Raw genomic sequence first — 24,584 nt, 5'->3', positions numbered from 1 at the left:
ACCCCTGTGGACACGGGTATACCCGCGCCCACAGGGCTGGTGAAAAATCTCCAGGAATCTGTACTCCCCATGCCCCACCTGAGCCACCTGCTGCCCTTCCTCACTTGGCTCCCCCGTCAATCGAGCCGCAGCCTGCGCCAGGACCTGCTGGTGGGCCTCAGCGGCGCGATCCTCGCGCTGCCGCAATCGATCGCCTACGCCCTGATCGCCGGCCTGCCCGCCGAATATGGCCTGTACGCCGCCATCGTGCCGGTGCTGGTGGCCTGCCTGTGGGGCTCGTCCTGGCACCTGATCTGCGGCCCGACCGCAGCCATCTCCATCGTGCTTTACGCCAGCATCAGCCCGCTTGCCGTGGCTGGTAGCGACGATTACATCACCTTGGTGCTGCTGCTGACCTTCCTAGGCGGCGTGTTCCAGCTATTGCTGGGGATGCTGCGTTTCGGCGCGCTGGTCAATTTCGTCTCCCACTCCGTGGTGCTCGGGTTCACCTTGGGCGCTGCGGTGGTGATCGCCCTCGGTCAGTTGCCCAACCTCATGGGCATGGACCTGCCCAGCCAGGCCACGGCGCTGCGCACATTGCAGGACTTGCTCAACCATGCCGGCGAGGTCGACCTGCCGTCGCTGGCCCTGGGCCTGGCGACCCTGCTGATCGGTGTAGTGCTCAAGCTCTGGCGCCCACGCTGGCCCAGCCTGTTGATCAGCCTGGTGGTGGTCAGCGTCATTGCCTGGCTGCTGCCGAGCGTCTTTGGTCACGTGCCCAGGGTGCCTGCCTTCGTTGGCCAGTTGCCGCCCTTGAGCCCGTTGCCGCTGCTGGATTTGGAACTGATCCTGCGCCTGCTGCCCAGCGCCGTGGCGGTGGGCATGCTCGGGCTGGTGACCAGCCTGTCGATTGCCCGGTCGTTGTCGGCGCGTTCCGAGCAACTGATCGACGCCAATCAGGAGATCCGTGCCCAGGGCCTGTCGAACATGGTCGGCGCGCTGTTTTCCGGTTATCTGTCATCGGGCTCGTTCACCCGCTCAGGCTTGAGCTACGACGCAGGCGCCCGTTCGCCATTGGCCGGGGTGTTCTCGGCATTGTGGGTGGCCCTGTTCGCCGTCACCGGCGCCGGGCTGATCGCACACCTGCCGATTCCAGCCATGGCCGGCAGCATTCTGCTGATCTGTTGGGGGTTGGTGGATCACCGGGCCATCCGCTCGCTGTTTCGGGTCAGCCGCTCGGAGTTTCTCGTCATGGCGTTGACTGCCGCCGCCACTTTGCTGCTGGAATTGCAGACTGCGATCTATGCGGGCGTGCTGGCATCGCTGTTCTTCTATCTCAAGCGCACCTCGCGGCCACGGGTGCAACAGAGCCGGGAAGGGGGGGTCGATGTGCTGCGAGTGGGCGGGTCGATTTTCTTCGGCGCCGCTCATTATCTGCAGGTGCGCCTGCAACGCTGCCAAGGGCCGCAGGTCGTGATCGACGCTCGGCAGATCAATTTCATCGACTACTCAGGGGTGGACATGCTGCACCGCGAAGCGCGGCGACTGAAGCGTAATGGCGGGAGCCTCACCTTGCATCGTGCCAGGCCGCAGGTGATCGAAGAATTGCAAAAGCTTGAAGGCGCCGCGCTGTGCCCGATCCGCTTCGAAGAGTGATGAGGGCCGCTGTGCGGCCCAACTCTGTCAGCCTCGCGCCAACTGCCGCCGGAGCTCATCCAGCACAGGTGCCGTATCCGGCCGCACCCCACGCCAGGTGAAGAATGCCTCGGCCGCCTGCTCGGCCAGCATCCCCAGGCCATCGAGCACCTTGGCCGCGCCCAACCGGGTGGCCCACTGGCAGAACGGCGTCGGCTCCTTGCCATACATCATGTCGTAGCAGACCGTGCGCCCCGGCTCGACCAAGCTGTCGGCAATCGGCGGCAACTCACCCGCCAGGCTCGCCGAGGTGGCATTGATGATCAGGTCCACCGGCTCCTGCAACCAGGCAAAACCACTGGCCACCACCGGCCCCAGGTCATCGAACTCCCGGGCCAGTTGCTCGGCTTTTTCCACCGTGCGGTTGGCGATCACCAGCGACTGCGGGTGATGCGCCAGAATTGGCTGCAACACGCCGCGCACCGCACCACCGGCACCAAGAATCAGGATGCGCTTGCCGGCAAGCTCCACGCCGGCATTGACCGTCAGGTCCCGCACCAGGCCGGCGCCATCGGTGTTGTCGCCCTGCAGCGTGCCGTCGGCCAGTTTGCTCAAGGTGTTCACGGCACCTGCACGCTGGGCCCGTGGCGTGAGGCTGTCGCACAGGCGGAAGGCTTCTTCCTTGAACGGCACGGTGACGTTGGCCCCCGCGCCTTGCTTGAAGAAGCCGCGGGCGCAATCGCTGAAATCATCCAGCGGGGCCAGCAGGGTGCTGTATTCCAAGTCCTGGCCGGTCTGGTCGGCGAACAGGCGGTGGATCAACGGCGACTTGCTGTGGCCGATGGGGTTACCGAAAACGACGTATTGGTCCATGGGAACTCCTCGTTATCCACAGGCTTACTGATTGAGCCAGTCACGGTCCTGCAGGAAGTACTCGGTCAGGCGCGCTTCCTCGCTGCCCGGCTCGGGTTTCCAGTCATAGCCCCAGCGGACCTGCGGCGGCAGCGACATGAGAATCGACTCGGTGCGACCGCCCGATTGCAGGCCGAACAAGGTGCCGCGGTCGTAGACCAGGTTGAACTCCACATAGCGCCCACGGCGGAACTCTTGGAACTCGCGCTGTGCGGGGGTGTACGGCGTGGCCTTGCGGCGCTGGACGATCGGCAGGTAGGCCTCGATGTAGGCATCGCCGATGGCGCGCAGGAAGGCGAAGCAGGTGTCGAAGTCCCACTCGTTCAGGTCATCGAAGAACAGCCCGCCAATGCCCCGTGGCTCGCCCCGGTGCTTGAGGTGGAAGTACCGGTCGCACCAGGCCTTGTAGCGCGGGTACACATCGGCGCCGAACGGCGCGCAGGCCTGCTCGGCGACCCGGTGCCAGTGGATGCAGTCTTCTTCGTTGCCGTAGTAAGGCGTCAGGTCGAAACCACCGCCGAACCACCACACCGGCTCCTCGCCTTCCTTCTCGGCGATGAAGAACCGCACGTTGGCGTGGGAGGTAGGCACATGTGGGTTGTGCGGGTGGATCACCAGCGACACGCCCAACGCCTCGAAACCACGGCCGGCGAGCTCCGGGCGGTGGGCACTGGCCGACGGCGGCAGGCCGGCACCGAACACGTGGGAGAAGTTAACACCACCCTTTTCGATCACCTTGCCTTCACCGATCACCCGCGTGCGGCCACCGCCCCCGGCTTCGCGCACCCAGGCATCCTCGACGAAGCGGGCGCCGCCGTCTTCGTTTTCGAGGGCAGAGCAGATGCGGTCTTGCAGGTCGAGCAGGTAGGCTTTCACGGCCTCGGTGCGGCTGGTCATCGGGTCACCTGGAAGGAGCGGAAAAATGTGCCGGCTAGCATACCATCGGCGCAAGCTACGCCGCAGTTGACGGCGATCAAGCAAAGGCGTCCGATAGAAGGCCTTCCCGATTCCCAGACAACGGAGTGTGAGATGGCCAAGCGTATCCAGTTCAACCAGCACGGCGGCCCGGAAGTCCTGCAGCTGGTCGAGTTCGAACCCGCTCCTCCGGGCCCGCAACAAGTCCGCGTGCGCAACCACGCGATCGGGCTGAACTTCATCGACACCTATTTTCGCAGCGGCCTGTACGCGCCGCCCGCGCTGCCCTCAGGCCTGGGCACCGAAGCTGCCGGCGTGATCGACGCGGTCGGCGAAGGCGTCAGCCGGCTGAAAGTGGGCGATCGCGTGGCTTATGCCGGCGGGCCGCTGGGCGCCTATAGCGAGGTGCACACCCTGCCAGAGGCCAACGTGGTCATGTTGCCGGAGGCCATCAGCTTCGAACAGGCCGCCGCAGTGATGCTCAAGGGCCTGACCACCCAATACCTGCTCAAGCAGACCTACGCCGTGCAACCGGGCGATTTCATCCTGTTCCATGCTGCTGCCGGTGGCGTGGGCTCATTGGCCTGCCAGTGGGCGAAAGCCCTGGGTGCCAAGCTGATCGGCACGGTCAGTTCCGCCGAAAAAGCCGAACGCGCCAAGGCTCTGGGCGCCTGGGCGACCATCGATTACAGCCATGAGGACGTGGCCAAGCGCGTGCTGGAGCTGACCGACGGCCAGAAGTGCGCGGTGGTCTATGACGGTGTGGGCGCCGACACCTGGCTCACTTCGCTGGACTGCCTGCGTCCACGCGGCTTGATGGTGAGCTTCGGCAACGCGTCGGGCGCAGTGACCGGGGTGAACCTTGGGATCCTCTCGCAGAAGGGCTCGCTGTACGTGACCCGCCCGACCTTGGGTAGCTACGCCAACAATGCCGAGAACACCCAGGCCATGGCCGACGATTTGTTCGGCATGATCAGCAGCGGCAAGTTGGTTGTGGATATCCAGCAGCGGTATCCGCTGAGCGAAGCGGCCAAGGCCCAGACGGAGCTGTCGGCACGCAGAACCGTTGGCTCGACTGTGCTGCTGCCCTGATCCGAGGCCGTTACGCGGTGGGTTGATTCAGAACGCCACCGGTGGGGAGCGGTTTTACCCGCTCCCACAGCGCCCACCGCTTAGCCGGCGGTCCTGATGGTTGCCGGCGCCGACTCGATGCCATCGAGCATCGCCTCCACCAAGCCCTCTGCCATTTCAATCGCGTGCAGGTTCGACCAGTACATGCCGCGGCCTGACTCGTGCAGGTGTTCGAGTGCCTGCAGGCCAGTCTCGTAGGCGCAGCGCAGGTAAAGCGCTACGTGGACGAGGGCGTCGTGGGCAGAGATGTTACGGTTTGTGGAGAAGAGGGGAGGATGACCGGCGTCGCAGCGGCCGAAAGGGCGAGATGTGGTGTTGGGTAGAGGTGGATCAGGGACAAGCTTTTTCATGGGAACCTACCTGTTGGCGCCAGCACTCAATCCGTTACCACACGAATTAGGTGGCAGCTGTACGCAGGGTGGTAAACCGGCGGTTCCCAATCCGGCAGGCTCGAAAGCCTCCCGCGCACAGCCGCCATGGACTGCCACGGAGAACCTAGACTGCCGGGTTACCACACCCGATCACCAAGTTGTTTGGCGACGGTCTGGAGCCTAGAGGCATGGGTTCCCTGCCGGAAGGTGACGGCAGCTGACGGATAGGTAGGGTATTTCCCTAAATTCCAGCTGGACAGCCGGGCGGAGGAAATCAGAAAAGTCCTGCAATACCTAGGGGCCGCGTGGCGATCCATCGCCGGGCCCTCCCTGGGTCAGCCGGCCCGAACGACCTCGCCTGTCACCAGGTCGCGAATCACGCTCGGATTCTTCCGCCCACCCAGCGCTCCGCCGAGCACCAGGTCCAATTGGCCATGGAAATACTGCTCCACCCGCAACCGGCTCTTGGCCGCCGGGCGCCCGCCTGGGTTGCACGAGGTGGAAATCAGCGGCCCGACCAGCGCGCACAGCTCGCGCACCAAGGGGTGATCGCTGACCCGCAGGGCTACGGTGTCGTGCATCCCGGTCACCCATTCAGGCAACAGGTCCTGGTGCGGTACCAGCCAGGTGTTCGGCCCAGGCCAGGTACTGCCCATGCGGTCGATCCAGTCCTGTGGAAAATCCTCGAACAGGAAATCGAACTGTCGAATGTTGTCAGCGACCAGAATCAGCCCTTTATCCACAGGCCGCGACTTGAGCGCCAGCAGGCGATACACCGCGTCCTCGTTCCATGGGTCGCAGCCCAAGCCCCAGACCGCTTCTGTCGGATAGGCGATGACCGCACCTGCCCGAATCTCACGTGCGGCTTGTTGCACACGCCAACTGCTCACCATTTTGTCTCTCCGCATTTAAGCCTGATGCGCAGTGTACTTAGCTGTTTCGGGCAAACCAACGCCCAGCTTCGTTGCTCACCCGCCCACCCAGCTCCAGTTCCGTGAGGCTGGCCAGCACCTGGGCCAGGGGCTGCCCGCTGCTGTGGGCCAGGGCTTCGCTGGTCTGGGGCGCGGCATGCAGCAGGGCGAGCAATGGGTGGTCCGAGTTTTCCACAGGTGCAGGGGGGAGGTTTTGCCAGCCTTTGAGGCTGTCGAGGATCTGCTCAACGCTTTCAACCAGCAAAGCACCGTCGCGGATCAGCTGGTGGCAGCCCTTGGAGCCGGGGTGGTGGATCGAACCGGGAATGGCGTACACCTCCCGGCCTTGCTCGGCCGCCAGTCGCGCGGTGATCAGCGAACCACTGGCCAGACTCGCCTCGACCACTAGCACTCCTAGCGACAGACCGCTGATGATCCGGTTGCGTCGGGGAAAATTCGCGGCATGCGGATTGGCATCCAAGGGAAACTCCGACACCAGCGCACTGCCACCTTCGATCATGTCCCGGGCCAGCTCGCGATGGCGCTGTGGATAAAGTTTTTGCAGACCCGTGCCGAGCACGCCGATGGTGTGCCCACCGGCCTGCAATGCCGCCCGATGAGCGGCACCATCGACCCCCAGAGCCAACCCGCTGGTGATGGTGAAACCGGCCTGGGCAAGACACCGGGAAAATGCCTTGGCGGTGTCCAGCGCAGGCGGCGTTGCGCGGCGACTGCCGACGACGGCCAGCTGCGGCCGCTCGAGCAATGTAGGGTCGCCGGCCACGAAGAGCAGCGGCGGGGCTGTGTCCGTCTCAGCAAGCAGCGCGGGATACGAAGGGGCGTCCCACATCAGCAAATGCTGGCCCGGACGCTCTAGCCAGGCCATTGCGGCGGCAGCGCCGTCACGAACTTCGGCGCTGCGACGGGCCTCGGCACAGGCCGCCGGCAAGCCCAGCGCACGCCAAGCGCTGGCGGGAGCTGTGAGGGCCGAAGCGGCATCGCCGAAGGCATCGATCAGGGCGTGGAAACGTCGCGGGCCCACCTCGGGCAGCTGATGCAAACGCAGACGCGCCTCGAGTTCGGCAGGTGGACAGGCGGGCACAACAGGCATGTTCATGGCGGATCATCCTTGATCGGCAAGGGGTCATCCACGTGGCACAACCTGTGGATAACTTTGTTGATAATACTTTGACAAGCTGTCCATGGAATGGACCTGATGCAGTCCTTTCACACCCTAGCCGAGCTTTGCCAGGTGCCGAATGCCCCGATTCCCTTTATTATGTGTGCTCAGTTTTCAACCGAACGCACAGTGACTGCCTGACCTTATGGCCATCTTGAACATTCTCGAATTCCCGGACCCGCGCCTGCGCACCATCGCCAAACCGGTGACGGAGTTCGACGACGCCCTGCGTCAGCTGATCGACGACATGTTTGAAACCATGTACGAAGCCCCTGGCATCGGCCTGGCCGCCACCCAGGTCAATGTGCACAAGCAGGTCGTGGTCATGGACCTCAGCGAAGACCGCAGCGAGCCGCGCGTCTTCATCAACCCCAGCGTCGAAGAGCTGACCCACGACATGGGCCAGTACCAGGAAGGCTGCCTGTCGGTGCCGGGCTTCTACGAGAACGTCGACCGTCCCCTGCGTGTACGGGTCAAGGCCCAGGACCGCGACGGCAAGCCGTTCGAGCTGGAATGCGAAGGCCTGCTGGCAGTGTGCGTGCAACACGAGTTCGATCACCTCAACGGCAAGCTGTTCGTCGACTACCTGTCACAGCTCAAACGCGACCGGATCAAGAAGAAGCTGGAAAAGCAGCACCGCCAGCAAGCCTGATCCCCACCTTCCAGAAGGCTTGCTTCGGCAAGCCTTTTTCTTTTTCAAAGCGAGAACTCCATGCGCATCGTCTTCGCAGGCACCCCAGAGTTTGCCGCCGAACACCTCAAAGCCCTGCTCGACAGCCCCTACGAAGTAGTGGCCGTCTACACCCAGCCCGACCGTCCGGCTGGCCGTGGCCAGAAACTCATGCCCTCGGCGGTCAAGCAGCTGGCCGTTGAAAACGCCATCCCGGTGTACCAACCGCAGAGCCTGCGCAACGCCGAGGCCCAGGCGGAGCTTGCCGCGCTCAAGCCAGACCTGATGGTGGTAGTCGCCTACGGCTTGATCCTGCCTCAGGTGGTGCTGGATATCCCGCGCCTGGGCTGCATCAACAGCCACGCCTCTCTGCTGCCGCGCTGGCGCGGCGCCGCGCCTATCCAGCGGGCAGTCGAAGCCGGCGATGCCGAAAGCGGCGTGACCGTGATGCGCATGGAGGCCGGCCTGGACACCGGCCCCATGCTGCTCAAGGTCGTGACCCCGATCAGCGCCGAGGACACCGGCGGCACCCTGCACGACCGCCTCGCCCAGATGGGCCCAGGCGCCGTGGTGCAGGCCATTGCAGGCCTGGCAGACGGCAGCTTGCAAGGTGAGGTTCAGGATGACGCTCTGGCCACCTACGCCCACAAGCTGAACAAAGACGAAGCACGCATCGACTGGAAACGCCCAGCCATAGAGCTGGAGCGTCTGATCCGCGCTTTCAACCCGTGGCCGGTGTGCCACAGCACCCTGGACGGCGAGAGCGTCAAGGTCCTGGCTGCGCAGTTGTCCACAGGCAAGGGCAACCCTGGCGAGATCCTTTCCGCCAGCAAGGATGGCCTGGTGGTCGCCTGCGGCGAAGGCGCCCTGAGCCTGACCCGCCTGCAACTGCCGGGCGGCAAGCCGCTGGCCTTCAGCGACCTGTTCAACAGCCGCCGCGAGAAGTTCGCTAGCGGTAAGGTACTCGGCCAATGAATCCTCGCCTGGCCGCCGCCCGTGCCTTGGCCGCCGTGCTCAGCGGCAAGGCCTCGCTCAACAGCTCGTTGCCCGCGCAACTGGACAAGGTCGAGGAGCGTGATCGCGGCCTGGTCCAGGACCTGGCCTTCGGTACCGCCCGCTGGCAGCCGCGCCTGGATCTGTTGGCCGCCCAGCTGCTGCAAAAGCCCTTCAAGGCCGCCGATGCCGATGTTCAGGCCTTGCTGCTGGTCGGCCTGTACCAGCTGTTCTACACCCGCATTCCGGCCCACGCCGCCATTGGCGAAACCGTCGGTTGCGCCGACAAGCTCAAGAAGCCGTGGGCCAAAGGCTTGCTCAATGCCGTGCTGCGCCGCGCCCAGCGTGAAGGCGAGGCACTGCTCGCCGACATGGAGCGCGACCCGGTGGTGCGCACCGCTCACCCACGTTGGCTGCAAAAGGCGCTCAAGGCATGCTGGCCGCAGCAGTGGGAAGCGATTTGCGCTGCCAACAACGCCCATCCGCCGATGATCCTGCGGGTCAACCGCCGCCACCACAGCCGTGACGCCTACCTGGCGCTGTTGACCGAGACCGGCATCAGCGCCAGCCCTTGCCAATACAGTCGCGATGGCATCCTGCTGGCCGAAGCCTGTGACGTGCGCGGCCTGCCAGGCTTTGCCGAGGGCTGGGTCAGCGTGCAGGACGAGGCCGCGCAACTGGCCGCCGACCTCATGGAACTGGCGCCCGGCCAGCGCGTGCTGGACGCCTGCTGCGCCCCTGGCGGCAAGACCTGCCACCTGCTCGAAGCCGAAGCCGGGTTGGCCGAAGTGGTCGCCATCGACCTGGAAGCCAAGCGCCTGGCGCGGGTGCGCGAGAACCTCGACCGCCTGCAGCTGGACGCCCAGCTGATCGCCTGCGATGCCCGCGACACCGCCAGTTGGTGGGACGGCAAGCCGTTCCAGCGCATCCTGCTCGACGCGCCCTGCTCGGCCACCGGCGTCATCCGTCGCCACCCGGACATCAAGCTGACCCGCCAGGCTGACGACATCCCGGCCCTGGCCGCGCTGCAAGGCGAGCTGCTCGATGCCCTGTGGCCGACCCTCGAAGTCGGCGGCATGCTGGTCTACGCCACCTGTTCGAGCCTGCCGACCGAAAACACCGAAGTGATCGAGGCCTTCCTCGCCCGCACCCCCGGTGCCCGCGAGCTGGACCTGGCACTCGAGGCCGGCCTGCGCCAGCCCCACGGCCGCCAGCTGCTGGCCCAGGAGGGCGGCCACGACGGCTTCTACTATGCCAAGCTGATCAAGATCGCCGCCTCGCGCGGATAAGCACAAGGACTAGGAGTAGCGGATGAAGATCATCATCCTCGGCGCAGGGCAGGTGGGCGGCACGCTGGCAGAGCACCTGGCCAGCGAAGCCAACGACATCACCGTGGTCGACACCGACGGCGACCGCCTGCGCGACCTGGGCGACCGCCTGGACATCCGCACCGTGCAAGGCCGCGGCTCGCTGCCCACGGTGCTGCGCCAGGCCGGCGCCGACGACGCCGACATGCTGGTGGCGGTAACCAACAGCGACGAGACCAACATGGTCGCCTGCCAGGTGGCCTATTCGCTGTTCCACACCCCGACCAAGATCGCCCGGGTGCGCGAGTCGGCCTACCTGACTCGTGAAGAGCTGTTCGACAACGACCACATCCCGGTGGATGTGCTGATCAGCCCGGAACAGGTGGTGACCAACTACATCAAACGCCTGATCGAGCACCCCGGCTCCCTGCAGGTGATCGACTTCGCCGACGGCAAGGCGCAACTGGTGGCGGTCAAGGCCTATTACGGCGGGCCACTGGTGGGCCAGCAACTGCGCCAGATCCGCGCCCACATGCCCAACGTCGATACCCGTGTGGCGGCCATCTTCCGTCGCGACCGCCCCATCACGCCGCGAGGCGATACGGTGATCGAAGCCGACGACGAAGTCTTCTTCATTGCCGCGCGCAAGGACATCCGCGCGGTGATGGGCGAGCTGCGCCGCATCGATGAAAGCAACAAGCGCGTGGTCATCGCCGGGGGCGGGCAGATCGGCGAACGCTTGGCCGAGGCCATCGAAAGCCGTTACCAGGTGAAGATCATCGAGATGAGCCCGACCCGCTGCCGCCATCTCTCCGACACCCTGGAAAGCACCGTGGTGCTGCAGGGCAGCGCCTCGGACAAGGACCTGATGCTCGAGGAGAACATCGCCGACGCCGACATCTTCCTGGCCCTGACCAACGACGATGAGGCCAATATCATGTCCTCGTTGCTGGCCAAGCGCCTGGGTGCACGCAAGGTGATGACCATCATCAACAACCCGGCCTATGTCGACCTGGTCCAGGGCGGCGATATCGACATCGCCATCAGCCCGCAGCTGGCTACCATCGGTACGCTGTTGGCCCACGTGCGCCGCGGCGACATCGTCAGCGTGCACTCGCTGCGCAGGGGCGCGGCGGAGGCCATCGAGGCGGTCGCGCATGGCGATGCCAAGTCGAGCAAAGTGATCGGCAAGGCCATCGAAGACATCGCCCTACCGCCAGGCACGACCATCGGCGCGATCATCCGCGACGAGCAAGTGCTGATCGCCCACGACGACACAGTGATCGAAGCGGGTGATCATGTGATCCTGTTCGTTGTGGATAAAAAGCACATCCGTGACGTGGAAAAGCTGTTCCACGTCGGCCTGAGTTTCTTCTAAGGAGAAAACGGCATGCGCGAATCGCTGGAAAAGATGCTGGCCAAGGGTGTGGATAACGCCCTGCTACGCTTTGGCCTGGGCAAGGCGTGGCTCGATGAAGGCAACGGTGCCGAGGCGGCGGTGCACTTGGCGCGCTGCGTGGAGCACGATCCGAAGTACTCGGCGGCCTGGAAGCTGCTGGGCAAGGCCTACCAGCTACAGGGCGACCTGGCGGCGGCGCGCAAGGCCTGGGAGGAGGGGATCGCGGCGGCGCAGGCCCACGGGGACAAGCAGGCCGAGAAGGAGATGGCGGTGTTCCTGAAGAAACTCGACAAGGCAGCAGGTTGACGCGGTCCCTATGGGGGCGGGTAAACCCGCTCCCACAGGGGCCCTGCTGAAACAGGCAGAGTTGTATGGAGCCTGTTCCAGCGGCGGTGGATAACTCAATACCAGCGCGCTTCGCCCGCCGGACGCTTCTTGAAGCGCTTCATGCTCCACATGTACTGGCTTGGATACTCGCGTACGTAACGCTCGACGACCTTGCTCATGGCGGCGGCCGCCACGGTCACATCCTCGCTGTACATCTCCTCGGGCGCAGCTTCCAGGAACACCTTGAAGCCAGAGCCATCCGGCAGACGCAGCGCATGCAGGAACACGCCTACCGCCTTGCCGCCCGCCAGCATGTTGGGCACGAACTTGCTGGTCAACGCCTGGGTGCCGAGAAATGGCACGAACACTCCGGCGGACTCGGCCGGCTCCGGGTCGGCCGGAATTCCCACCTGACCGCCCCGACGCACTTCCTTGATCACGCTGAGGATGCCTTCCTTGGTCGAAGGCGCCACGCGGTTACCCATCTGCACCCGCTGCTCGCGCAGCAAATCATCCACAGCTTTGAGCTTAGGTGGGCGGTAGAAGATGATCGGTTTGCACTGGCTGCAATAGAAGTGGTTCAACACCTCCCAATTGCCCAAGTGACTGGTGATGCCCACAACGCCCTTGCCCGAGGCCAGGGCCTGCTCCAGGACCTCCAGGCCATGCACTTCCTTGATCAGCTCCAGCGAGCGCTGGGGAGGCCAGATCCAGGCGCAGGCGCTTTCGACGAAGGACTTGCCGATGTCCTTCAGTGCACGGCCCACGAGTTGCTCGCGCTCGGCCGGGTTCATTTCCGGGAAGCATTTGGCCAGGTTGATGCGCACCACATTGCGCGAACCGTTGGGGATCTTCCACATGAGCCAGCCGATACCCGCGCCGACCCGCTGCACTGCGCCCCAGGGCAGCTTGGCGAACAGTCGCAGCACCCCGACCATCAGGGCGCCTTTGAATTTTTCCACAGCCGGATTCCTTATTTCTGCAAGGCGGGCATTGTAACGCTTCAGCGCAGCAACGCGGCGTAGCGATCACAGTCGGTGGTGTGGTCCATGACCATGCCGGTGGCCTGCATGAAGGCGTAGCAGATGGTCGGCCCGACGAACGTGAAGCCGGCCTTCTGCAGGGCCTTGCTCATGGCCCGGGCCTCGTCGGTAACCGCTGGCACCTCGCCGCGCGTCTTGAAGTGGTTGATCCTGGGCGCGCCACCGACGAACGACCACAACCACTCGGCCGGGTTATCCACAGCCAGCCAGGCCTGGGCATTGCGCCGCGCGGCCTTGAGCTTGAGGCGATTGCGGATGATCCCCGCGTCGAGCATCAGCTCTTCGATCCGCTCGTCGCTCATCTGTGACAGCTTCACCGGGTCGAAGCCATGCAGTACCTCGCGGTAGCGCTCGCGTTTCTTCAATACCGTGATCCACGAAAGCCCGGCCTGGAACCCTTCGAGTAAAAGCATCTCGAAGAGCAACGCCGGGTCACGCTGAGGCGTTCCCCACTCCTGGTCGTGATAGGCCTGGTACAACGGATCGTCGGTACACCAGAAGCAGCGTGGCATAAGGCTCCATTCCATGGGTAGAGGGCGAGGCGAATCGGGTTATACTCCCGCTCTTTACATCCGCATCCCCAGATACAGGTGAATTTCGTGAGCCAGCCTACGCCAGCCGTGCGTACCTTCCAAGACCTCATCCTCGCCCTGCAGCAATACTGGGCGGAGCAAGGTTGTGTGGTGCTTCAGCCCTACGATATGGAAGTAGGCGCCGGCACTTTCCATACCGCCACTTTCCTGCGCGCCGTCGGCCCGGAAACCTGGAACGCCGCCTATGTGCAGCCTAGCCGTCGCCCAACCGACGGACGGTATGGCGAAAACCCCAACCGCCTGCAGCATTACTACCAGTTCCAGGTGGTGCTCAAGCCGAACCCGGCCAACTTCCAGGAGCTGTACCTCGGCTCGCTGAAGGCGATCGGCCTGGACCCGCTGGTCCACGACATCCGTTTCGTCGAAGACAACTGGGAATCGCCGACCCTCGGCGCCTGGGGCCTGGGTTGGGAAATCTGGCTCAACGGCATGGAAGTGACCCAGTTCACCTACTTCCAGCAGGTCGGTGGCATCGAGTGCTTCCCCGTTACCGGTGAAATCACCTATGGCCTGGAGCGTCTGGCCATGTACATCCAGGGCGTGGACTCGGTCTATGACCTGGTCTGGGCCGACGGCCCGTTCGGCAAGGTCACCTATGGCGACGTGTTCCACCAGAACGAAGTGGAACAGTCGACTTACAACTTCGAGCACGCCAACGTCGAGAAACTGTTCGAGCTGTTCGACTTCTACGAAAGCGAAGCCAACCGCCTGATCAAGCTGGACCTGCCGCTGCCGACCTACGAAATGGTCCTGAAGGCGTCCCACACCTTCAACCTGCTCGACGCCCGCCGCGCCATCTCGGTGACCGAGCGTCAGCGCTACATCCTGCGCGTGCGTACCCTCGCCCGGGACGTGGCGCAAAGCTATCTGCAAGCCCGCGCACGCCTGGGCTTCCCGATGGCGACCCCTGAACTGCGTGACGAAGTGTTGGCTAAGCTGGAGGCTGCACAATGAGTGCTCAAGATTTTCTGGTCGAACTGGGCACCGAAGAGCTGCCACCGAAGGCCCTCGCCAGCCTCGGCGACGCCTTCCTGGCCGGCATCGAGAAAGGCCTGCAGGCCGCCGGCCTGAACTACACCGGCAAGCAGGTCTATGCTGCCCCGCGCCGTCTGGCCGTGCTGATCCGCCAACTGGACGTGCAGCAGCCTGACCGCAGCATCAACATCGACGGCCCGCCCCGCCAGGCCGCCTTCGACGCCGAGGGCAACCCGACCCAGGCCGCCCTGGGCTTCGCCAAGAAATGCGGCGTCGACCTGGCTGAGATCGACCAGAGCGGTGCAAAGCTGCGCTTCTCGCAGCACATTCCAGGCAAGGCCACCGCCAGCCTGCTGCCAACCATTGTCGAAGACTCGCTCAACGATCTGCCGATCCCCAAGCGCATGCACTGGGGCGCCAGCCGTGAAGAGTTCGTGCGTCCGACCCAGTGGTTGGTGATGCTGCTCGGCGACCAGGTCGTCGAATGCACCCTCCTGGCCCAGAAAGCCGGTCGCGAATCCCGTGGCCACCGCTTCCACCACCCGGAAAACGTGGTCATCACCACCCCGGCCAACTACGTCGAAGACCTGCGCAAGGCCTACGTGCTGGCCGACTTCGCCGAGCGTCGCGAGCTGATCGCCAAGCGCACCGCGGAGCTGGCAATGCAGCAGGAAGGCACAGCTGTCGTGCCGCCGGCGCTGCTGGACGAAGTGACCGCTCTGGTCGAATGGCCTGTGCCGCTGGTGTGCTCCTTCGAGGAGCGTTTCCTGGAAGTGCCGCAGGAAGCCTTGATCACCACCATGCAGGACAACCAGAAGTACTTCTGCCTGTTGGACAGCGAAGGCAAGCTGCTGCCGCGCTTCATCACCGTGGCCAACGTCGAGAGCCGTGATCCGAAGCAGATCGTGCTGGGCAACGAGAAGGTCGTGCGTCCGCGCCTGACCGACGCCGAGTTCTTCTTCAAGCAGGACAAGAAACAGCCGCTGGAAACCTTCAACGAGCGCCTGAAGAACGTGGTCTTCCAGGCTCAGCTGGGCACTGTCTACGACAAGGCCGAGCGCGTTTCCAAGCTAGCTGCGTTCATCGCTCCGCTGATTGGCGGCAATGCCCAGCGCGCAGGCCGCGCAGGCCTGCTGTCCAAGTGCGACCTGGCCACCGAGATGGTCGGCGAATTCCCTGAGATGCAAGGCGTTGCCGGCTACTACTACGCTCAGAACGATGGCGAGCCGGAAGACGTGGCCCTGGCGCTGAACGAGCAGTACATGCCGCGCGGTGCTGGCGCCGAGCTGCCGCAGACCCTGACCGGTGCCGCCGTGGCCATCGCCGACAAGCTCGACACCTTGGTCGGCATCTTCGGCATCGGCATGCTGCCGACCGGCAGCAAGGACCCCTACGCGCTGCGCCGTGCAGCGCTGGGCGTGCTGCGCATCCTGATCGAGAAGCAGCTGGACCTGGATTTGACCACCGCGGTCGAATTCGCCGTCAAGCAGTACGGTGCCAAGGTCAAGGCCGCCGGCCTGTCCGAGCAGGTGCTGGAGTTCATCTTCGACCGCCTGCGCGCGCGCTACGAAGACGAAGGCATCGACGTCGCCACCTACCTCTCGGTGCGTGCCCTCAAGCCGGGCTCTGCCCTGGACTTCGATCAGCGCGTGCAGGCCGTGCAGGCCTTCCGCAAGCTGCCTGAAGCCGAAGCCCTGGCCGCGGTGAACAAGCGCGTGTCGAACCTGCTGAGCAAAGCCGAAGGCGCCATCGCCGAGCACGTCGAGCCCAAGTACTTCGACAATGCCAACGAGTTCTCCCTGTATTCGGCCATCCAGCAGGCCGACCAAGCCGTGCAACCGATGGCTGCCGCGCGTCAGTACAGCGAGTCGCTGGCCCGCCTGGCCGCCCTGCGTGATCCGGTCGACGCCTTCTTCGAGGCGGTGATGGTCAACGCCGAAGATGCCAAGGTCCGCGCCAACCGTTATGCCCTGCTCAGCCGCCTGCGCGGCCTGTTCCTGGGCGTGGCCGACATCTCGCTGCTGGGGTAAGCCTTGAAACTGCTGATTCTTGATCGAGACGGAGTGATCAACCACGACTCCGACGCCTACATCAAGTCGCTGGATGAATGGATTCCCATTCCGGGCTCGATCGAGGCCATCGCGCAGTTGAGCAAGGCGGGCTGGACGGTGGCCGTGGCCACCAACCAGTCCGGCATCGCCCGCGGCTATTATCCGCTGGCGACCCTGGAGGCCATGCATGCACGCCTGCGCGCGCTAGTGGCCGAGCAAGGGGGAGAGGTGGGTTACATCGTGCATTGCCCGCACGGCCCGGACGACGGTTGCGATTGCCGCAAACCCAAGCCTGGCATGCTGCGGGCGATTGCCGAGCATTATCAGGTCGATCTGGCTGGCGTCTGGTTTGTCGGCGACAGCAAAGGTGACCTGGAGGCCGCCCTGGCCGTCGATGCACAACCTGTGCTGGTGAAGACCGGCAAAGGACAAAGGACGCTGGAAAAAGGCGTTCCGCAAAACACTTTGATTTTCGACGATCTGGCAGCCATCGCCAGAGAACTAATTTAAGTAGTGCGCCCGCTGTGGCGCACTTTTCCTTAGGCGGGCAGGCCCCGCAACGGTACATGCCACTATGTCGATCCTGCAGGCGATCAGAATCTTTCTTTTTTACCTGCTGTTGGGCACCAGTTCGCTGCTGTGGTGCTCGCTGAGTTTCTTCGTCGCACCGTTTCTGCCGTTCCACAAGCGCTACCGGTTCATCAATGTTTACTGGTGCCGCTGCGCCGTATTCCTGGCACGGGTGATCTTGGGCATTCGCTACAAGGTCACCGGCGCCGAGAATGTGCCCAAGGAGCCCTGCGTGATTCTGTCCAACCACCAGAGCACCTGGGAGACGTTCTTCCTGTCCGCCTATTTTTCACCGCTGAGCCAGGTGCTCAAGCGTGAGCTGCTGTACGTGCCGTTCTTTGGTTGGGCAATGGCGATGCTTCGCCCGATCGCCATCGACCGGAAAAACCCGAAGGAGGCCCTGCGCCAAGTCGCCAGCAAGGGCGACGAGCTGCTCAAGCAGGGCGTGTGGGTACTGATCTTCCCCGAGGGCACCCGGGTCCCCCACGGACAGATCGGAAAGTTTTCCCGAGGCGGCACCGCCCTGGCGGTAAATGCCGGGCTGCCGGTGCTGCCGATCGCGCACAATGCAGGCAAGTTCTGGCCACGTGAAGGTTGGGGCAAGCGCCCGGGGACCATCGAAGTGGTGATCGGCGAGCCGATGTACCCGGTGGGCACTGGCCCGCGGGCGATCGCAGAGCTCAACGACCGCGCCCAGGCCTGGAACGAGGCGGCACAGCGGGCCATGGGATCGCTGCCGCCGGTGGCGGAAAGCCAGGCGGAACACAATGTTTGACGATCTGTGGATAACTTGTGAGCAAGTTTTGGATCATTACCTCGAAATGCTACTTAAGTAATTGATTTAAAAGCTTATTTCTTTGTATGACCTTTTCTTGGAAATCGTGCATAAGTTTTTTCGCAGCATAAAAAAACCGGCTTTTACGCCGGTTTTTTTGTGTCCGCAGCACCGCTGATAGCGTGAAGACTTGCGGGAGCGGATAAACCCGCTCCCGCAAAATACCCTGCGCGCGACCAAGGCCAGGCACTAGACCTTGTCGATATCCACATCCTTGGTCTCTTTCAGGCAGAACAACCCCACCACCAGACTCACCCCGGTAATCAGCACCGGGTACCACAGCCCATAGAAGATATCCCCGGTGTACACCACCAAGGCGAACGACACGGTCGGCAGGAAGCCACCGAACCAGCCATTGCCAATGTGATACGGCAGGGACATGGAGGTGTAGCGGATGCGGGTCGGGAACAGCTCGACCATTACTGCCGCCAGAGGCCCATAGGTCATGGTGGCAATCAGGATCATGGCGACGATCAGCACCACCACCATCACCTGGTTGACGCTCGCGGGATCCGCCTTGGCCGGGTAGCCAGCCTGCTCGATGGCCGAGCGCATGGCCGCCTCGTCAAACCCATCGATGCGCTGCTCGCCGATGGAGACCTGCACCGCAGATCCCGCTGGCGCATCCACCGAGCTGTACGGCAGGCCTTGCTTGACCAGGAACGTCTTGACCTTGTCGCAAGGGCTGTCGAAACGAGCCTTGCCCACCGGGTCGAACTGGAATGTGCAGCCTTGTGGATCGGCCGTAACGACGATCGGCGCCTGCCGGCTGGCCGCATCGATTTGTGGGTTGGCGTAGTGGCTCAGCGCCTTGAACATCGGGAAGTACAGCACCGTGGCCAGTAGCAGGCCGATCATCAGGATCGGCTTACGCCCCACTCGGTCGGACAACCAGCCGAAGAACACGAAGAACGGCGCACCAATCACCACGCTGATGATCAGCAGGGTATTGGCCTGGGCCGGGTCCATCTTGAGCATCTGAGTCAGGAAGAACAGCACATAGAACTGCGCCGTGTAGAAGGTCACGGCCTGGCCGGCGTTGATACTGAACAGAGCGGTCAACACGACCTTGAGGTTCGGCCAGGAGGTGAAAGATTCGCGGATCGGCGATTTGCTGACCTTGCCTTGGGCCTTCATCTTCACGAAGGCGGGCGACTCTTCCATGCTCATGCGGATCCACGTGGAGATCGCCAGCAGGAAGATCGACAACAGGAATGGCAACCGCCAGCCCCAAGCCTCGAATTGGTCACCACTGATGTAGCGGCTGCCCAGCACGACGACCAGCGAAAGCAGCAAACCAAGCGTTGCGGTGGACTGGATGAACCCGGTATGAAAACCACGCTTGCCAGGCGGTGCATGCTCGGCGACGTAGGTTGCTGCGCCGCCATACTCACCGCCCAGAGCCAGGCCCTGAAGCATGCGCAGCACCACCAAGATGATGGGTGCGGCGATGCCGATGCTGGCATAGGTGGGCAATAGACCAACGGCGAAGGTCGACAGGCCCATCAGCACGATGGTCACCAGGAAGGTGTACTTGCGCCCGATCATGTCACCCAGGCGGCCGAAGACCAGCGCGCCGAACGGGCGGACCAGAAAGCCGGCTGCAAAGGCCATAAGCGCGAAGATGAACGCCGTGGTGTCGTTGACCCCTGCAAAAAACTGCTTGCTGATCACCGCCGCCAATGCGCCATAGAGAAAAAAGTCATACCACTCGAACACCGTCCCGAGGGATGACGCGAAAATGATCTTACGTTCCTCACGTCGGCTGACCGTGCTGGCAGCCGTACCTTGCTCTTGGATGTAATCCGACATCGTTGCTGTCCTCGGCCCGCAGGCCACAGTGATTATTGTTGTTTTCCACTGTCGGCGGCCTCTGACCGCAAGCCGCCGGTGTTGCACGCACCCGGGTCAGGGCGTCGGTATCGCGGTGTCGCTGAGGTTGGTCTGGGTGAGAGCCCCCTTGAGGATCAGTTGCGCCGCCTTCTCGGCGATCATCAACGTGGGTGAGCAGGTATTGCCCGAAACGATCTGCGGCATGATCGAGGCATCGGCTACCCGAAGGCCCGGCACGCCATGAACGCGCAGCTGGTTATCCACAACGTCCAGTGGGCCGCTGCCCATGCGGCAGGTGCCCACGGGATGGAAGATAGTGGTGCCGATCTTGCCGGCAGCCTCGTGCAATTGTTGTTCAGTCTGCAGTGCCGGGCCTGGCAGGTACTCACGCGGATCGAATGCTGCCAGGGCAGGGGCCTGAACGATGCGCCGAGTGATGCGAATGGCATCGGCGGCGACTTTGAGGTCTTGCGGATCACTCAGGTAATTGGGATCGATCAATGGCGCAGCAAGCATGTCCGCGCTGCGGATATCGATGCGCCCACGGCTGACCGGGCGCAGGTTGCAGACCGAGGCGGTGAACGCCGGGAAGCGGTGCAGCGGCTCGCCGAAGCGCTCCAGCGACAAGGGTTGTACGTGGTATTGCAGGTTGGCGGTGGCCTGCTCAGGGCCCGAACGCACGAAGGCACCCAGCTGGCTTGGCGCCATGGCCAACGGGCCACTGCGGTCATAGAGGTAGCGCAGGCCCATGCCCATCTTGCCCCATAGACTGTTGGCCATCTGATTGAGCGTGCGGGTGTTGCGGATCTGGTAGATCAGGCGCAGTTGCAGGTGGTCCTGCAGGTTGCCGCCCACACCCGGCAGCTCATGACGAACCCCGATGCCCAACCCCTCGAGCAACTTGCGCGGCCCGATGCCAGAGCGCTGCAGGATGCCAGGCGAGCCGACCGAACCGGCGCACAGAATGATCTCCCGGCGCGCCTTGAATGCCTGCCAGGCCCCTTGCCAGCGGGCCTTGACCGCTGAGGCCCGAGCATTTTCGAGGATGATCTGATCGACCTGAACACCGGTGAGCACCGTGAGGTTCGGACGCCCTTGCACCGGCCGGAGGAAGGCCTTGGAGGCGTTCCAACGCACACCGCTGCGTTGATTGACCTGAAAGTATCCACAACCTGCGTTGTCGCCGGTATTGAAATCCGCCACCTTGGCGATGCCGCTCTGCTCGGCCGCATCGCGGAAGGCATCGAGGATCGGCCAGCTGTAGCGCTGCTGTTCGACACGCCATTCGCCCTCGGCGCCATGGCTGTCGCTGGCACCGGCGAAGTGACACTCGCTGGCCTTGAACAACGGCAACACATCCTTCCACGCCCAGCCGTCATTGCCTTGTTCGGCCCAGCGGTCGTAGTCGGCTGCCTGGCCGCGCATGTAGATCATGCCGTTGATCGAGGAGCACCCACCCAACACCTTGCCCCGGGGATACCCCAGGCTGCGACCACCCAAGCCTGGCTGCGCCTCGGTCTTGAAGCACCAGTCGGTGCGTGGGTTGCCGATGCAGTAGAGGTAACCGACGGGAATGTGAATCCAGGGGTAGTTGTCGCGGCCACCCGCTTCGAGCAGCAGCACGCGGCAGGACGGGTCGGCGGACAAGCGGTTGGCCAGCAGGCAACCGGCTGGACCGGCACCGACGACCACATAGTCGAAGACTGAATCGGCTGATGGCATGTGAAACCTCGCGCCTGATTTTTATTCTTGTCCCTGACCATCTTATTGATTAATTTCGAGGACGAAACACGAGATTTCGCGCAGCCGCTGTGCGTTTTAGCACAGCGCTATACCTGAGCCGGCCCTTCACGGGTAAACCCGCTCCCATAGGTTATCGCCGAACTCAGGATCGGCGGAGAACCTGTCGGAGCGGGTTTACCCGCGAAAGGGCCAGCGCGAACAGCCAAAAGGATCAGCATGTTCGACTGGAACGATCTGCGGTTTTTCCTCGAGTTGCAGCGCAGCGGCCGTTTGCTCAGCGCCGCCAAACGCCTCAACACCACCCACAGCACCGTGGCTCGGCATATCGAGAGCATCGAGCAGAGCCTGGGTACTGCGCTGTTCGTCCAGCACGCTCAGGGTTATGAACTCACGCCGTCCGGACAGGCTCTGCTCAAGCATGCCGAAGCCATGGAGAATGTGGCCTTGCTCGCTCAGGAAGAGATCACCCAGGCCATCACGCCATTGGGCAAGATCCGACTGGGGGTCACCGAGGGCATCGGCATCATGTTCTTCACCCCACGTATGAACGCCCTGTTCGAGCGCTACCCGGGGCTGGAAGTGGAACTGGTGGCGGTGCCGCGGTTCGTCAGCATCCTCAACCGGGAAGCAGAGATCAGCATCCACCTGGAGCGACCCAGCGCAGACCTGCTGATCACTCGCAAACTCACCGACTACCGCCTGGCGCTGTACGCCAGCCAGGCGTACCTGGATCGGGCGCCGCCGCTGCGCAACCGTGAGGACCTGGCCCGGCATAGCTGGATCGGCTATGTCGACGATCTGCTGTTCAGCCAAGAGCTGCTGTTTCTCAACAGTTTCTGCCGGGCGCCCAACGTGGTGTTCCGAAGCACCAGCGTGATCGCCCAGCAGCATGCCGCACGCGCCGGGCTGGGCATTGCCGTGCTGCCCAATTACATGGCCCGCCATGACCCCTCGCTGGTGCGGGTGCTGCCCAGTGAAACCATCCAGCGCAGCTACTGGATCTGCACCCGACGGGAGCTACACAAGTCGGTGCGCCTGCGGGTGGTCTGGGACTACCTGCTGGCCTTGTGCAACGCGGAGCAGGACGAACTGCTAGCCGAGTAGCGCCTTGCCCGCCAACAGCAATGCAGCGCCGATCCCCGTCACGGCAAATAACTGCTGCAGGCGTGGCCCGGCCAGCTTACTCGCCAGGGGCCGGGCCAGCAGCAGACCCAACACAGCCCCGACAGCAAACGGCGCGCCCACTGCCCAGTGCATGACACCGGCCAGGCTGGCGCTGACCACGCTGCCTGTGGATACCAGGGCGATCACCGCCAGGGAAGTGGCTACGATGCTCTTCATGTCCAGGTTGGTGTAGCGGTTCAGGGCCGGAATGATGACGAAGCCGCCACCGACGCCCAGCAGGCCGGACAGCAGCCCAGACAGCACACCGGTAAACGCCAGCGCGCGAGCACAGGGCAGGGTCCAGCGTAAGCGCCCCTGCAACGGGTTGAGCACGCAGGGCATGATCTGGCGCTCACCGCAGGCCGGTTCGCCGCGCAGTTCACGGCCGGCTTTGCGCCAAATGCGCTGGCAGGCATAGACCAACACGCCAGCGAACACCAACGCCAATGGCGTATTGGGCAGACGGTGCGCCAGCATCAGGCCGAGCGGTGCCGCGATGACCCCGAGGGCCGCGATGAACAACGCCGCACGGTAGCGCACCACCCCCTTGCGCAAACCCAGCACGGCGCCGACCCCGGCTGCCAACCCCACGGCGAGCAAGCCGATGGGCGCCGCTTCGACCATCGACAAACCGAGACCGAACACCAACAGGGGTACGGCAAGGATGCCCCCACCGGCACCAGTGAGTGCCAGCACGGCCCCAATGATCGCGCCGAGCCCAGCTCCGATCAGTTGATGTTCGATCACTGCCCGACCTCGGCCACCAGCGGTTGAGGTCGCGCCAACCATTCACGACCTTTGAGCATGCCTTTCCAGTACAACGGCGGAAGTATCTGCGCCTTGAGCAGCCAGGCCAGGCGAGTGGGCTGGCGACCATCGAGCAACCAACGCGGAAAGCTCGGCGCCACCTTGCCGCCGTAGGTGAACTCGGCAAGCACGATCTTCCCGCGCTCGACGGTAAGCGGGCAAGAACCATACCCATCGTATTGGGCGAGGGTGGGCAGGCGCCCCAGCGCAACTAGCACATTGTTAGCCACCACCGGCGCTTGCTTGCGCGCCGCAGCGGCGGTCTTGGCATTGCTGGTGTTGGTGACATCTCCCAGCGCATGGATGTTGGCGAACTGGCGGTGACGCAGCGTGGCAGGGTCCACATCGACCCAGCCGGCAGCATCGACCAGCGGGCTCTGGCGAATGAAGTCCGGCGCAACTTGTGGAGGCACTACATGCAGCATCTCGAAGCCCTCGACGCGGGTCTCGCTGCTGCCATCGGGCAATGTGCGCACGAAAGTCGCACGCTTGTTCGGGCCATCCACCGCCACCAGGCGATGGCTGTAGTTGAGGTCCACAGCGTACTTTTCGATGTAAGCCATCAGGGCCGGAACATAGTCAGGCACGCCGAACAGCACCGCGCCGGCATTGAAGAAACGGGCCTTGATCGCGCCCAGGTGGCCTTGGCGCAACCAATGGTCACAGGACAGGTACAACGCTTTCTGGGGCGCACCGGCGCACTTGATTGGCATTGGCGGCTGGGTGAAGAGGGCACTGCCTTTTTTCAGGTTCTGCACCAACTGCCAGGTGTAGGGTGCCAGGTCATAGCGGTAGTTGGAGGTGACGCCGTTGCGGCCCAAGGTGTCGCTTAGACCTTCGATGGCGTTCCAGTCGAGCTTGAGGCCCGGGCAAACCACCAATTGCTCGTAGCTGACGGCGCGACCGTCCTCGAGCATGACCAGTTGCGCCTGGGGATCGAAGCGCTCGACCCGCGCCTTGATCCAGCGTACGCCACGCGGAATGGTCGAGGCCATGGTCCGGGCTGTGCTCGGGGCATCGAACACGCCCGCGCCGACCATGGTCCAGCCAGGCTGGTAGTAATGCACATCGGCCGGATCGATCACGGCGATGTCCAGGGATGGGTCGCGGCTGATCAGGCTGGAGGCGGTAGCGATACCGGCGGCGCCGGCTCCGACAATGACCACCTTGTGATGGTCAGCGCATGAAGAGTCGGCAGGGGACTGCAAGGCAGGCATGGCGGTGTTTCCTTGGAATAGTC

General features: G+C 63.7%; 23 protein-coding genes. 12 read left to right on the top strand and 11 right to left on the bottom strand.

Features of this window, described 5'->3' with window-relative positions; translation table 11 throughout:
- Nucleotides 1–69: 69 nt before the first annotated feature.
- Nucleotides 70–1,635, top strand: coding sequence for a SulP family inorganic anion transporter (locus tag AB1N67_RS00345; RefSeq protein ID WP_182816838.1), 1,566 nt, complete (start codon nt 70–72; stop codon nt 1,633–1,635).
- 27 nt (nt 1,636–1,662) lie between these two features.
- Here AB1N67_RS00345 and aroE read toward each other — a convergent pair whose 3' ends face one another.
- Nucleotides 1,663–2,487, bottom strand: coding sequence for a shikimate dehydrogenase (gene aroE, locus AB1N67_RS00340; protein WP_070575653.1), 825 nt, complete (start codon nt 2,485–2,487; stop codon nt 1,663–1,665).
- Between the two features lie 24 nt (nt 2,488–2,511).
- Nucleotides 2,512–3,423, bottom strand: a complete 912-nt coding sequence (gene hemF, locus AB1N67_RS00335; protein WP_043207607.1) for an oxygen-dependent coproporphyrinogen oxidase — start codon at nt 3,421–3,423, stop codon at nt 2,512–2,514.
- Between the two features lie 132 nt (nt 3,424–3,555).
- Between hemF and AB1N67_RS00330 the strand changes: the two genes are divergently transcribed.
- Nucleotides 3,556–4,533: an NADPH:quinone reductase gene (locus AB1N67_RS00330; protein WP_090344114.1), complete on the top strand. Its 978-nt coding sequence runs from the start codon at nt 3,556–3,558 to the stop codon at nt 4,531–4,533.
- 80 nt (nt 4,534–4,613) lie between these two features.
- Here AB1N67_RS00330 and AB1N67_RS00325 read toward each other — a convergent pair whose 3' ends face one another.
- The 3 genes from AB1N67_RS00325 to dprA all read right to left on the bottom strand — a co-directional run bounded on the left by AB1N67_RS00325 (nt 4,614) and on the right by dprA (nt 6,965).
- Entirely contained in the window at nt 4,614–4,922 is a 309-nt protein-coding gene (locus AB1N67_RS00325; protein WP_367863463.1) for a hypothetical protein, read from the bottom strand.
- A gap of 356 nt (nt 4,923–5,278) precedes the next feature.
- A complete protein-coding gene (locus AB1N67_RS00320) occupies nt 5,279–5,836 on the bottom strand; it encodes an L-threonylcarbamoyladenylate synthase (RefSeq protein WP_043207599.1) in 558 nt (185 codons plus the stop codon).
- Between the two features lie 37 nt (nt 5,837–5,873).
- Nucleotides 5,874–6,965: a DNA-processing protein DprA gene (gene dprA / locus AB1N67_RS00315; RefSeq protein ID WP_043207790.1), complete on the bottom strand. Its 1,092-nt coding sequence runs from the start codon at nt 6,963–6,965 to the stop codon at nt 5,874–5,876.
- A gap of 214 nt (nt 6,966–7,179) precedes the next feature.
- On the opposite strand from dprA, the gene def reads away from it, so the two are divergent.
- Genes def through AB1N67_RS00290 form a run of 5 tightly spaced genes read left to right on the top strand, consistent with a single transcriptional unit; the run spans nt 7,180 to nt 11,709 of the window.
- Nucleotides 7,180–7,686, top strand: a complete 507-nt coding sequence (def, locus tag AB1N67_RS00310; RefSeq protein WP_016394290.1) for a peptide deformylase — start codon at nt 7,180–7,182, stop codon at nt 7,684–7,686.
- 60 nt (nt 7,687–7,746) lie between these two features.
- The gene (gene fmt, locus AB1N67_RS00305; RefSeq protein WP_043207598.1) at nt 7,747–8,679 is read left to right on the top strand and encodes a methionyl-tRNA formyltransferase; all 933 of its coding nucleotides are present in this window, start codon (nt 7,747–7,749) and stop codon (nt 8,677–8,679) included.
- Entirely contained in the window at nt 8,676–9,986 is a 1,311-nt protein-coding gene (gene rsmB / locus AB1N67_RS00300) for a 16S rRNA (cytosine(967)-C(5))-methyltransferase RsmB (RefSeq protein ID WP_090344116.1), read from the top strand. Before fmt ends, rsmB begins: the two co-directional genes overlap by 4 nt.
- Before the next feature lie 22 nt (nt 9,987–10,008).
- Nucleotides 10,009–11,382 carry a Trk system potassium transporter TrkA gene (gene trkA, locus AB1N67_RS00295; RefSeq protein WP_043207594.1) on the top strand — a complete coding sequence of 458 codons (1,374 nt, stop codon included), beginning with the start codon at nt 10,009–10,011 and terminating at the stop codon, nt 11,380–11,382.
- A 12-nt stretch (nt 11,383–11,394) separates the two neighbouring features.
- On the top strand, nt 11,395–11,709 hold the full coding sequence (locus AB1N67_RS00290; RefSeq protein ID WP_043207591.1) for a tetratricopeptide repeat protein: 315 nt from the start codon (nt 11,395–11,397) through the stop codon (nt 11,707–11,709).
- 95 nt (nt 11,710–11,804) lie between these two features.
- Here AB1N67_RS00290 and AB1N67_RS00285 read toward each other — a convergent pair whose 3' ends face one another.
- Nucleotides 11,805–12,692 carry a lysophospholipid acyltransferase gene (locus AB1N67_RS00285; protein ID WP_043207587.1) on the bottom strand — a complete coding sequence of 296 codons (888 nt, stop codon included), beginning with the start codon at nt 12,690–12,692 and terminating at the stop codon, nt 11,805–11,807.
- A 41-nt stretch (nt 12,693–12,733) separates the two neighbouring features.
- Complete coding sequence (locus AB1N67_RS00280; RefSeq protein ID WP_043207586.1) at nt 12,734–13,285, bottom strand: DNA-3-methyladenine glycosylase I; 552 nt, start codon at nt 13,283–13,285, stop codon at nt 12,734–12,736.
- 87 nt (nt 13,286–13,372) lie between these two features.
- Between AB1N67_RS00280 and glyQ the strand changes: the two genes are divergently transcribed.
- The 4 genes from glyQ (at nt 13,373) to AB1N67_RS00260 (ending at nt 17,737) form a co-directional block, all read left to right on the top strand.
- Entirely contained in the window at nt 13,373–14,320 is a 948-nt protein-coding gene (glyQ, locus tag AB1N67_RS00275; RefSeq protein ID WP_043207584.1) for a glycine--tRNA ligase subunit alpha, read from the top strand.
- Nucleotides 14,317–16,371 carry a glycine--tRNA ligase subunit beta gene (gene glyS / locus AB1N67_RS00270; protein ID WP_043207582.1) on the top strand — a complete coding sequence of 685 codons (2,055 nt, stop codon included), beginning with the start codon at nt 14,317–14,319 and terminating at the stop codon, nt 16,369–16,371. Before glyQ ends, glyS begins: the two co-directional genes overlap by 4 nt.
- A gap of 3 nt (nt 16,372–16,374) precedes the next feature.
- Nucleotides 16,375–16,902, top strand: coding sequence for a D-glycero-beta-D-manno-heptose 1,7-bisphosphate 7-phosphatase (gene gmhB, locus AB1N67_RS00265; protein WP_043207580.1), 528 nt, complete (start codon nt 16,375–16,377; stop codon nt 16,900–16,902).
- A gap of 64 nt (nt 16,903–16,966) precedes the next feature.
- Nucleotides 16,967–17,737: a 1-acyl-sn-glycerol-3-phosphate acyltransferase gene (locus tag AB1N67_RS00260; protein ID WP_070575627.1), complete on the top strand. Its 771-nt coding sequence runs from the start codon at nt 16,967–16,969 to the stop codon at nt 17,735–17,737.
- Between the two features lie 249 nt (nt 17,738–17,986).
- Here AB1N67_RS00260 and AB1N67_RS00255 read toward each other — a convergent pair whose 3' ends face one another.
- Both AB1N67_RS00255 and AB1N67_RS00250 read right to left on the bottom strand, forming a co-directional pair.
- Nucleotides 17,987–19,609 carry an MFS transporter gene (locus AB1N67_RS00255; RefSeq protein ID WP_043207576.1) on the bottom strand — a complete coding sequence of 541 codons (1,623 nt, stop codon included), beginning with the start codon at nt 19,607–19,609 and terminating at the stop codon, nt 17,987–17,989.
- A gap of 96 nt (nt 19,610–19,705) precedes the next feature.
- Nucleotides 19,706–21,352, bottom strand: a complete 1,647-nt coding sequence (locus tag AB1N67_RS00250; protein ID WP_043207574.1) for a GMC family oxidoreductase — start codon at nt 21,350–21,352, stop codon at nt 19,706–19,708.
- A gap of 237 nt (nt 21,353–21,589) precedes the next feature.
- On the opposite strand from AB1N67_RS00250, the gene AB1N67_RS00245 reads away from it, so the two are divergent.
- Nucleotides 21,590–22,477, top strand: coding sequence for a LysR family transcriptional regulator (locus AB1N67_RS00245; protein WP_070575617.1), 888 nt, complete (start codon nt 21,590–21,592; stop codon nt 22,475–22,477).
- On the opposite strand, the gene AB1N67_RS00240 is transcribed toward AB1N67_RS00245, so the two are convergent.
- A complete protein-coding gene (locus AB1N67_RS00240; RefSeq protein WP_102082094.1) occupies nt 22,466–23,284 on the bottom strand; it encodes a sulfite exporter TauE/SafE family protein in 819 nt (272 codons plus the stop codon). The two genes, AB1N67_RS00245 and AB1N67_RS00240, sit on opposite strands and share 12 nt — an antisense overlap.
- Nucleotides 23,281–24,561, bottom strand: coding sequence for an FAD/NAD(P)-binding oxidoreductase (locus AB1N67_RS00235; protein ID WP_102082093.1), 1,281 nt, complete (start codon nt 24,559–24,561; stop codon nt 23,281–23,283). Before AB1N67_RS00235 ends, AB1N67_RS00240 begins: the two co-directional genes overlap by 4 nt.
- Between the last annotated feature and the right edge of the window lie 23 nt (nt 24,562–24,584).

This window comes from Pseudomonas guariconensis (assembly GCF_040822035.1).
GTDB lineage: Bacteria > Pseudomonadota > Gammaproteobacteria > Pseudomonadales > Pseudomonadaceae > Aquipseudomonas > Aquipseudomonas guariconensis.
The sequence above is the reverse complement of the archived record's forward strand: the minus strand, read 5'-3'. Positions and strand labels throughout refer to the sequence as shown.

Coding starts and splice junctions, on each gene's coding strand:
- AB1N67_RS00320 (WP_043207599.1), bottom strand. CDS start 5,836: ATGGTGAGCAGTTGGCGTGTGCAACAAGCCGCACGTGAGATTCGGGCA.
- AB1N67_RS00255 (WP_043207576.1), bottom strand. CDS start 19,609: ATGTCGGATTACATCCAAGAGCAAGGTACGGCTGCCAGCACGGTCAGC.
- rsmB (WP_090344116.1), top strand. CDS start 8,676: ATGAATCCTCGCCTGGCCGCCGCCCGTGCCTTGGCCGCCGTGCTCAGC.
- AB1N67_RS00260 (WP_070575627.1), top strand. CDS start 16,967: ATGTCGATCCTGCAGGCGATCAGAATCTTTCTTTTTTACCTGCTGTTG.
- trkA (WP_043207594.1), top strand. CDS start 10,009: ATGAAGATCATCATCCTCGGCGCAGGGCAGGTGGGCGGCACGCTGGCA.
- AB1N67_RS00245 (WP_070575617.1), top strand. CDS start 21,590: ATGTTCGACTGGAACGATCTGCGGTTTTTCCTCGAGTTGCAGCGCAGC.
- AB1N67_RS00280 (WP_043207586.1), bottom strand. CDS start 13,285: ATGCCACGCTGCTTCTGGTGTACCGACGATCCGTTGTACCAGGCCTAT.
- AB1N67_RS00290 (WP_043207591.1), top strand. CDS start 11,395: ATGCGCGAATCGCTGGAAAAGATGCTGGCCAAGGGTGTGGATAACGCC.
- fmt (WP_043207598.1), top strand. CDS start 7,747: ATGCGCATCGTCTTCGCAGGCACCCCAGAGTTTGCCGCCGAACACCTC.
- AB1N67_RS00330 (WP_090344114.1), top strand. CDS start 3,556: ATGGCCAAGCGTATCCAGTTCAACCAGCACGGCGGCCCGGAAGTCCTG.
- AB1N67_RS00235 (WP_102082093.1), bottom strand. CDS start 24,561: ATGCCTGCCTTGCAGTCCCCTGCCGACTCTTCATGCGCTGACCATCAC.
- aroE (WP_070575653.1), bottom strand. CDS start 2,487: ATGGACCAATACGTCGTTTTCGGTAACCCCATCGGCCACAGCAAGTCG.
- AB1N67_RS00250 (WP_043207574.1), bottom strand. CDS start 21,352: ATGCCATCAGCCGATTCAGTCTTCGACTATGTGGTCGTCGGTGCCGGT.
- dprA (WP_043207790.1), bottom strand. CDS start 6,965: ATGCCTGTTGTGCCCGCCTGTCCACCTGCCGAACTCGAGGCGCGTCTG.
- def (WP_016394290.1), top strand. CDS start 7,180: ATGGCCATCTTGAACATTCTCGAATTCCCGGACCCGCGCCTGCGCACC.
- AB1N67_RS00325 (WP_367863463.1), bottom strand. CDS start 4,922: ATGAAAAAGCTTGTCCCTGATCCACCTCTACCCAACACCACATCTCGC.
- AB1N67_RS00345 (WP_182816838.1), top strand. CDS start 70: ATGCCCCACCTGAGCCACCTGCTGCCCTTCCTCACTTGGCTCCCCCGT.
- hemF (WP_043207607.1), bottom strand. CDS start 3,423: ATGACCAGCCGCACCGAGGCCGTGAAAGCCTACCTGCTCGACCTGCAA.
- glyS (WP_043207582.1), top strand. CDS start 14,317: ATGAGTGCTCAAGATTTTCTGGTCGAACTGGGCACCGAAGAGCTGCCA.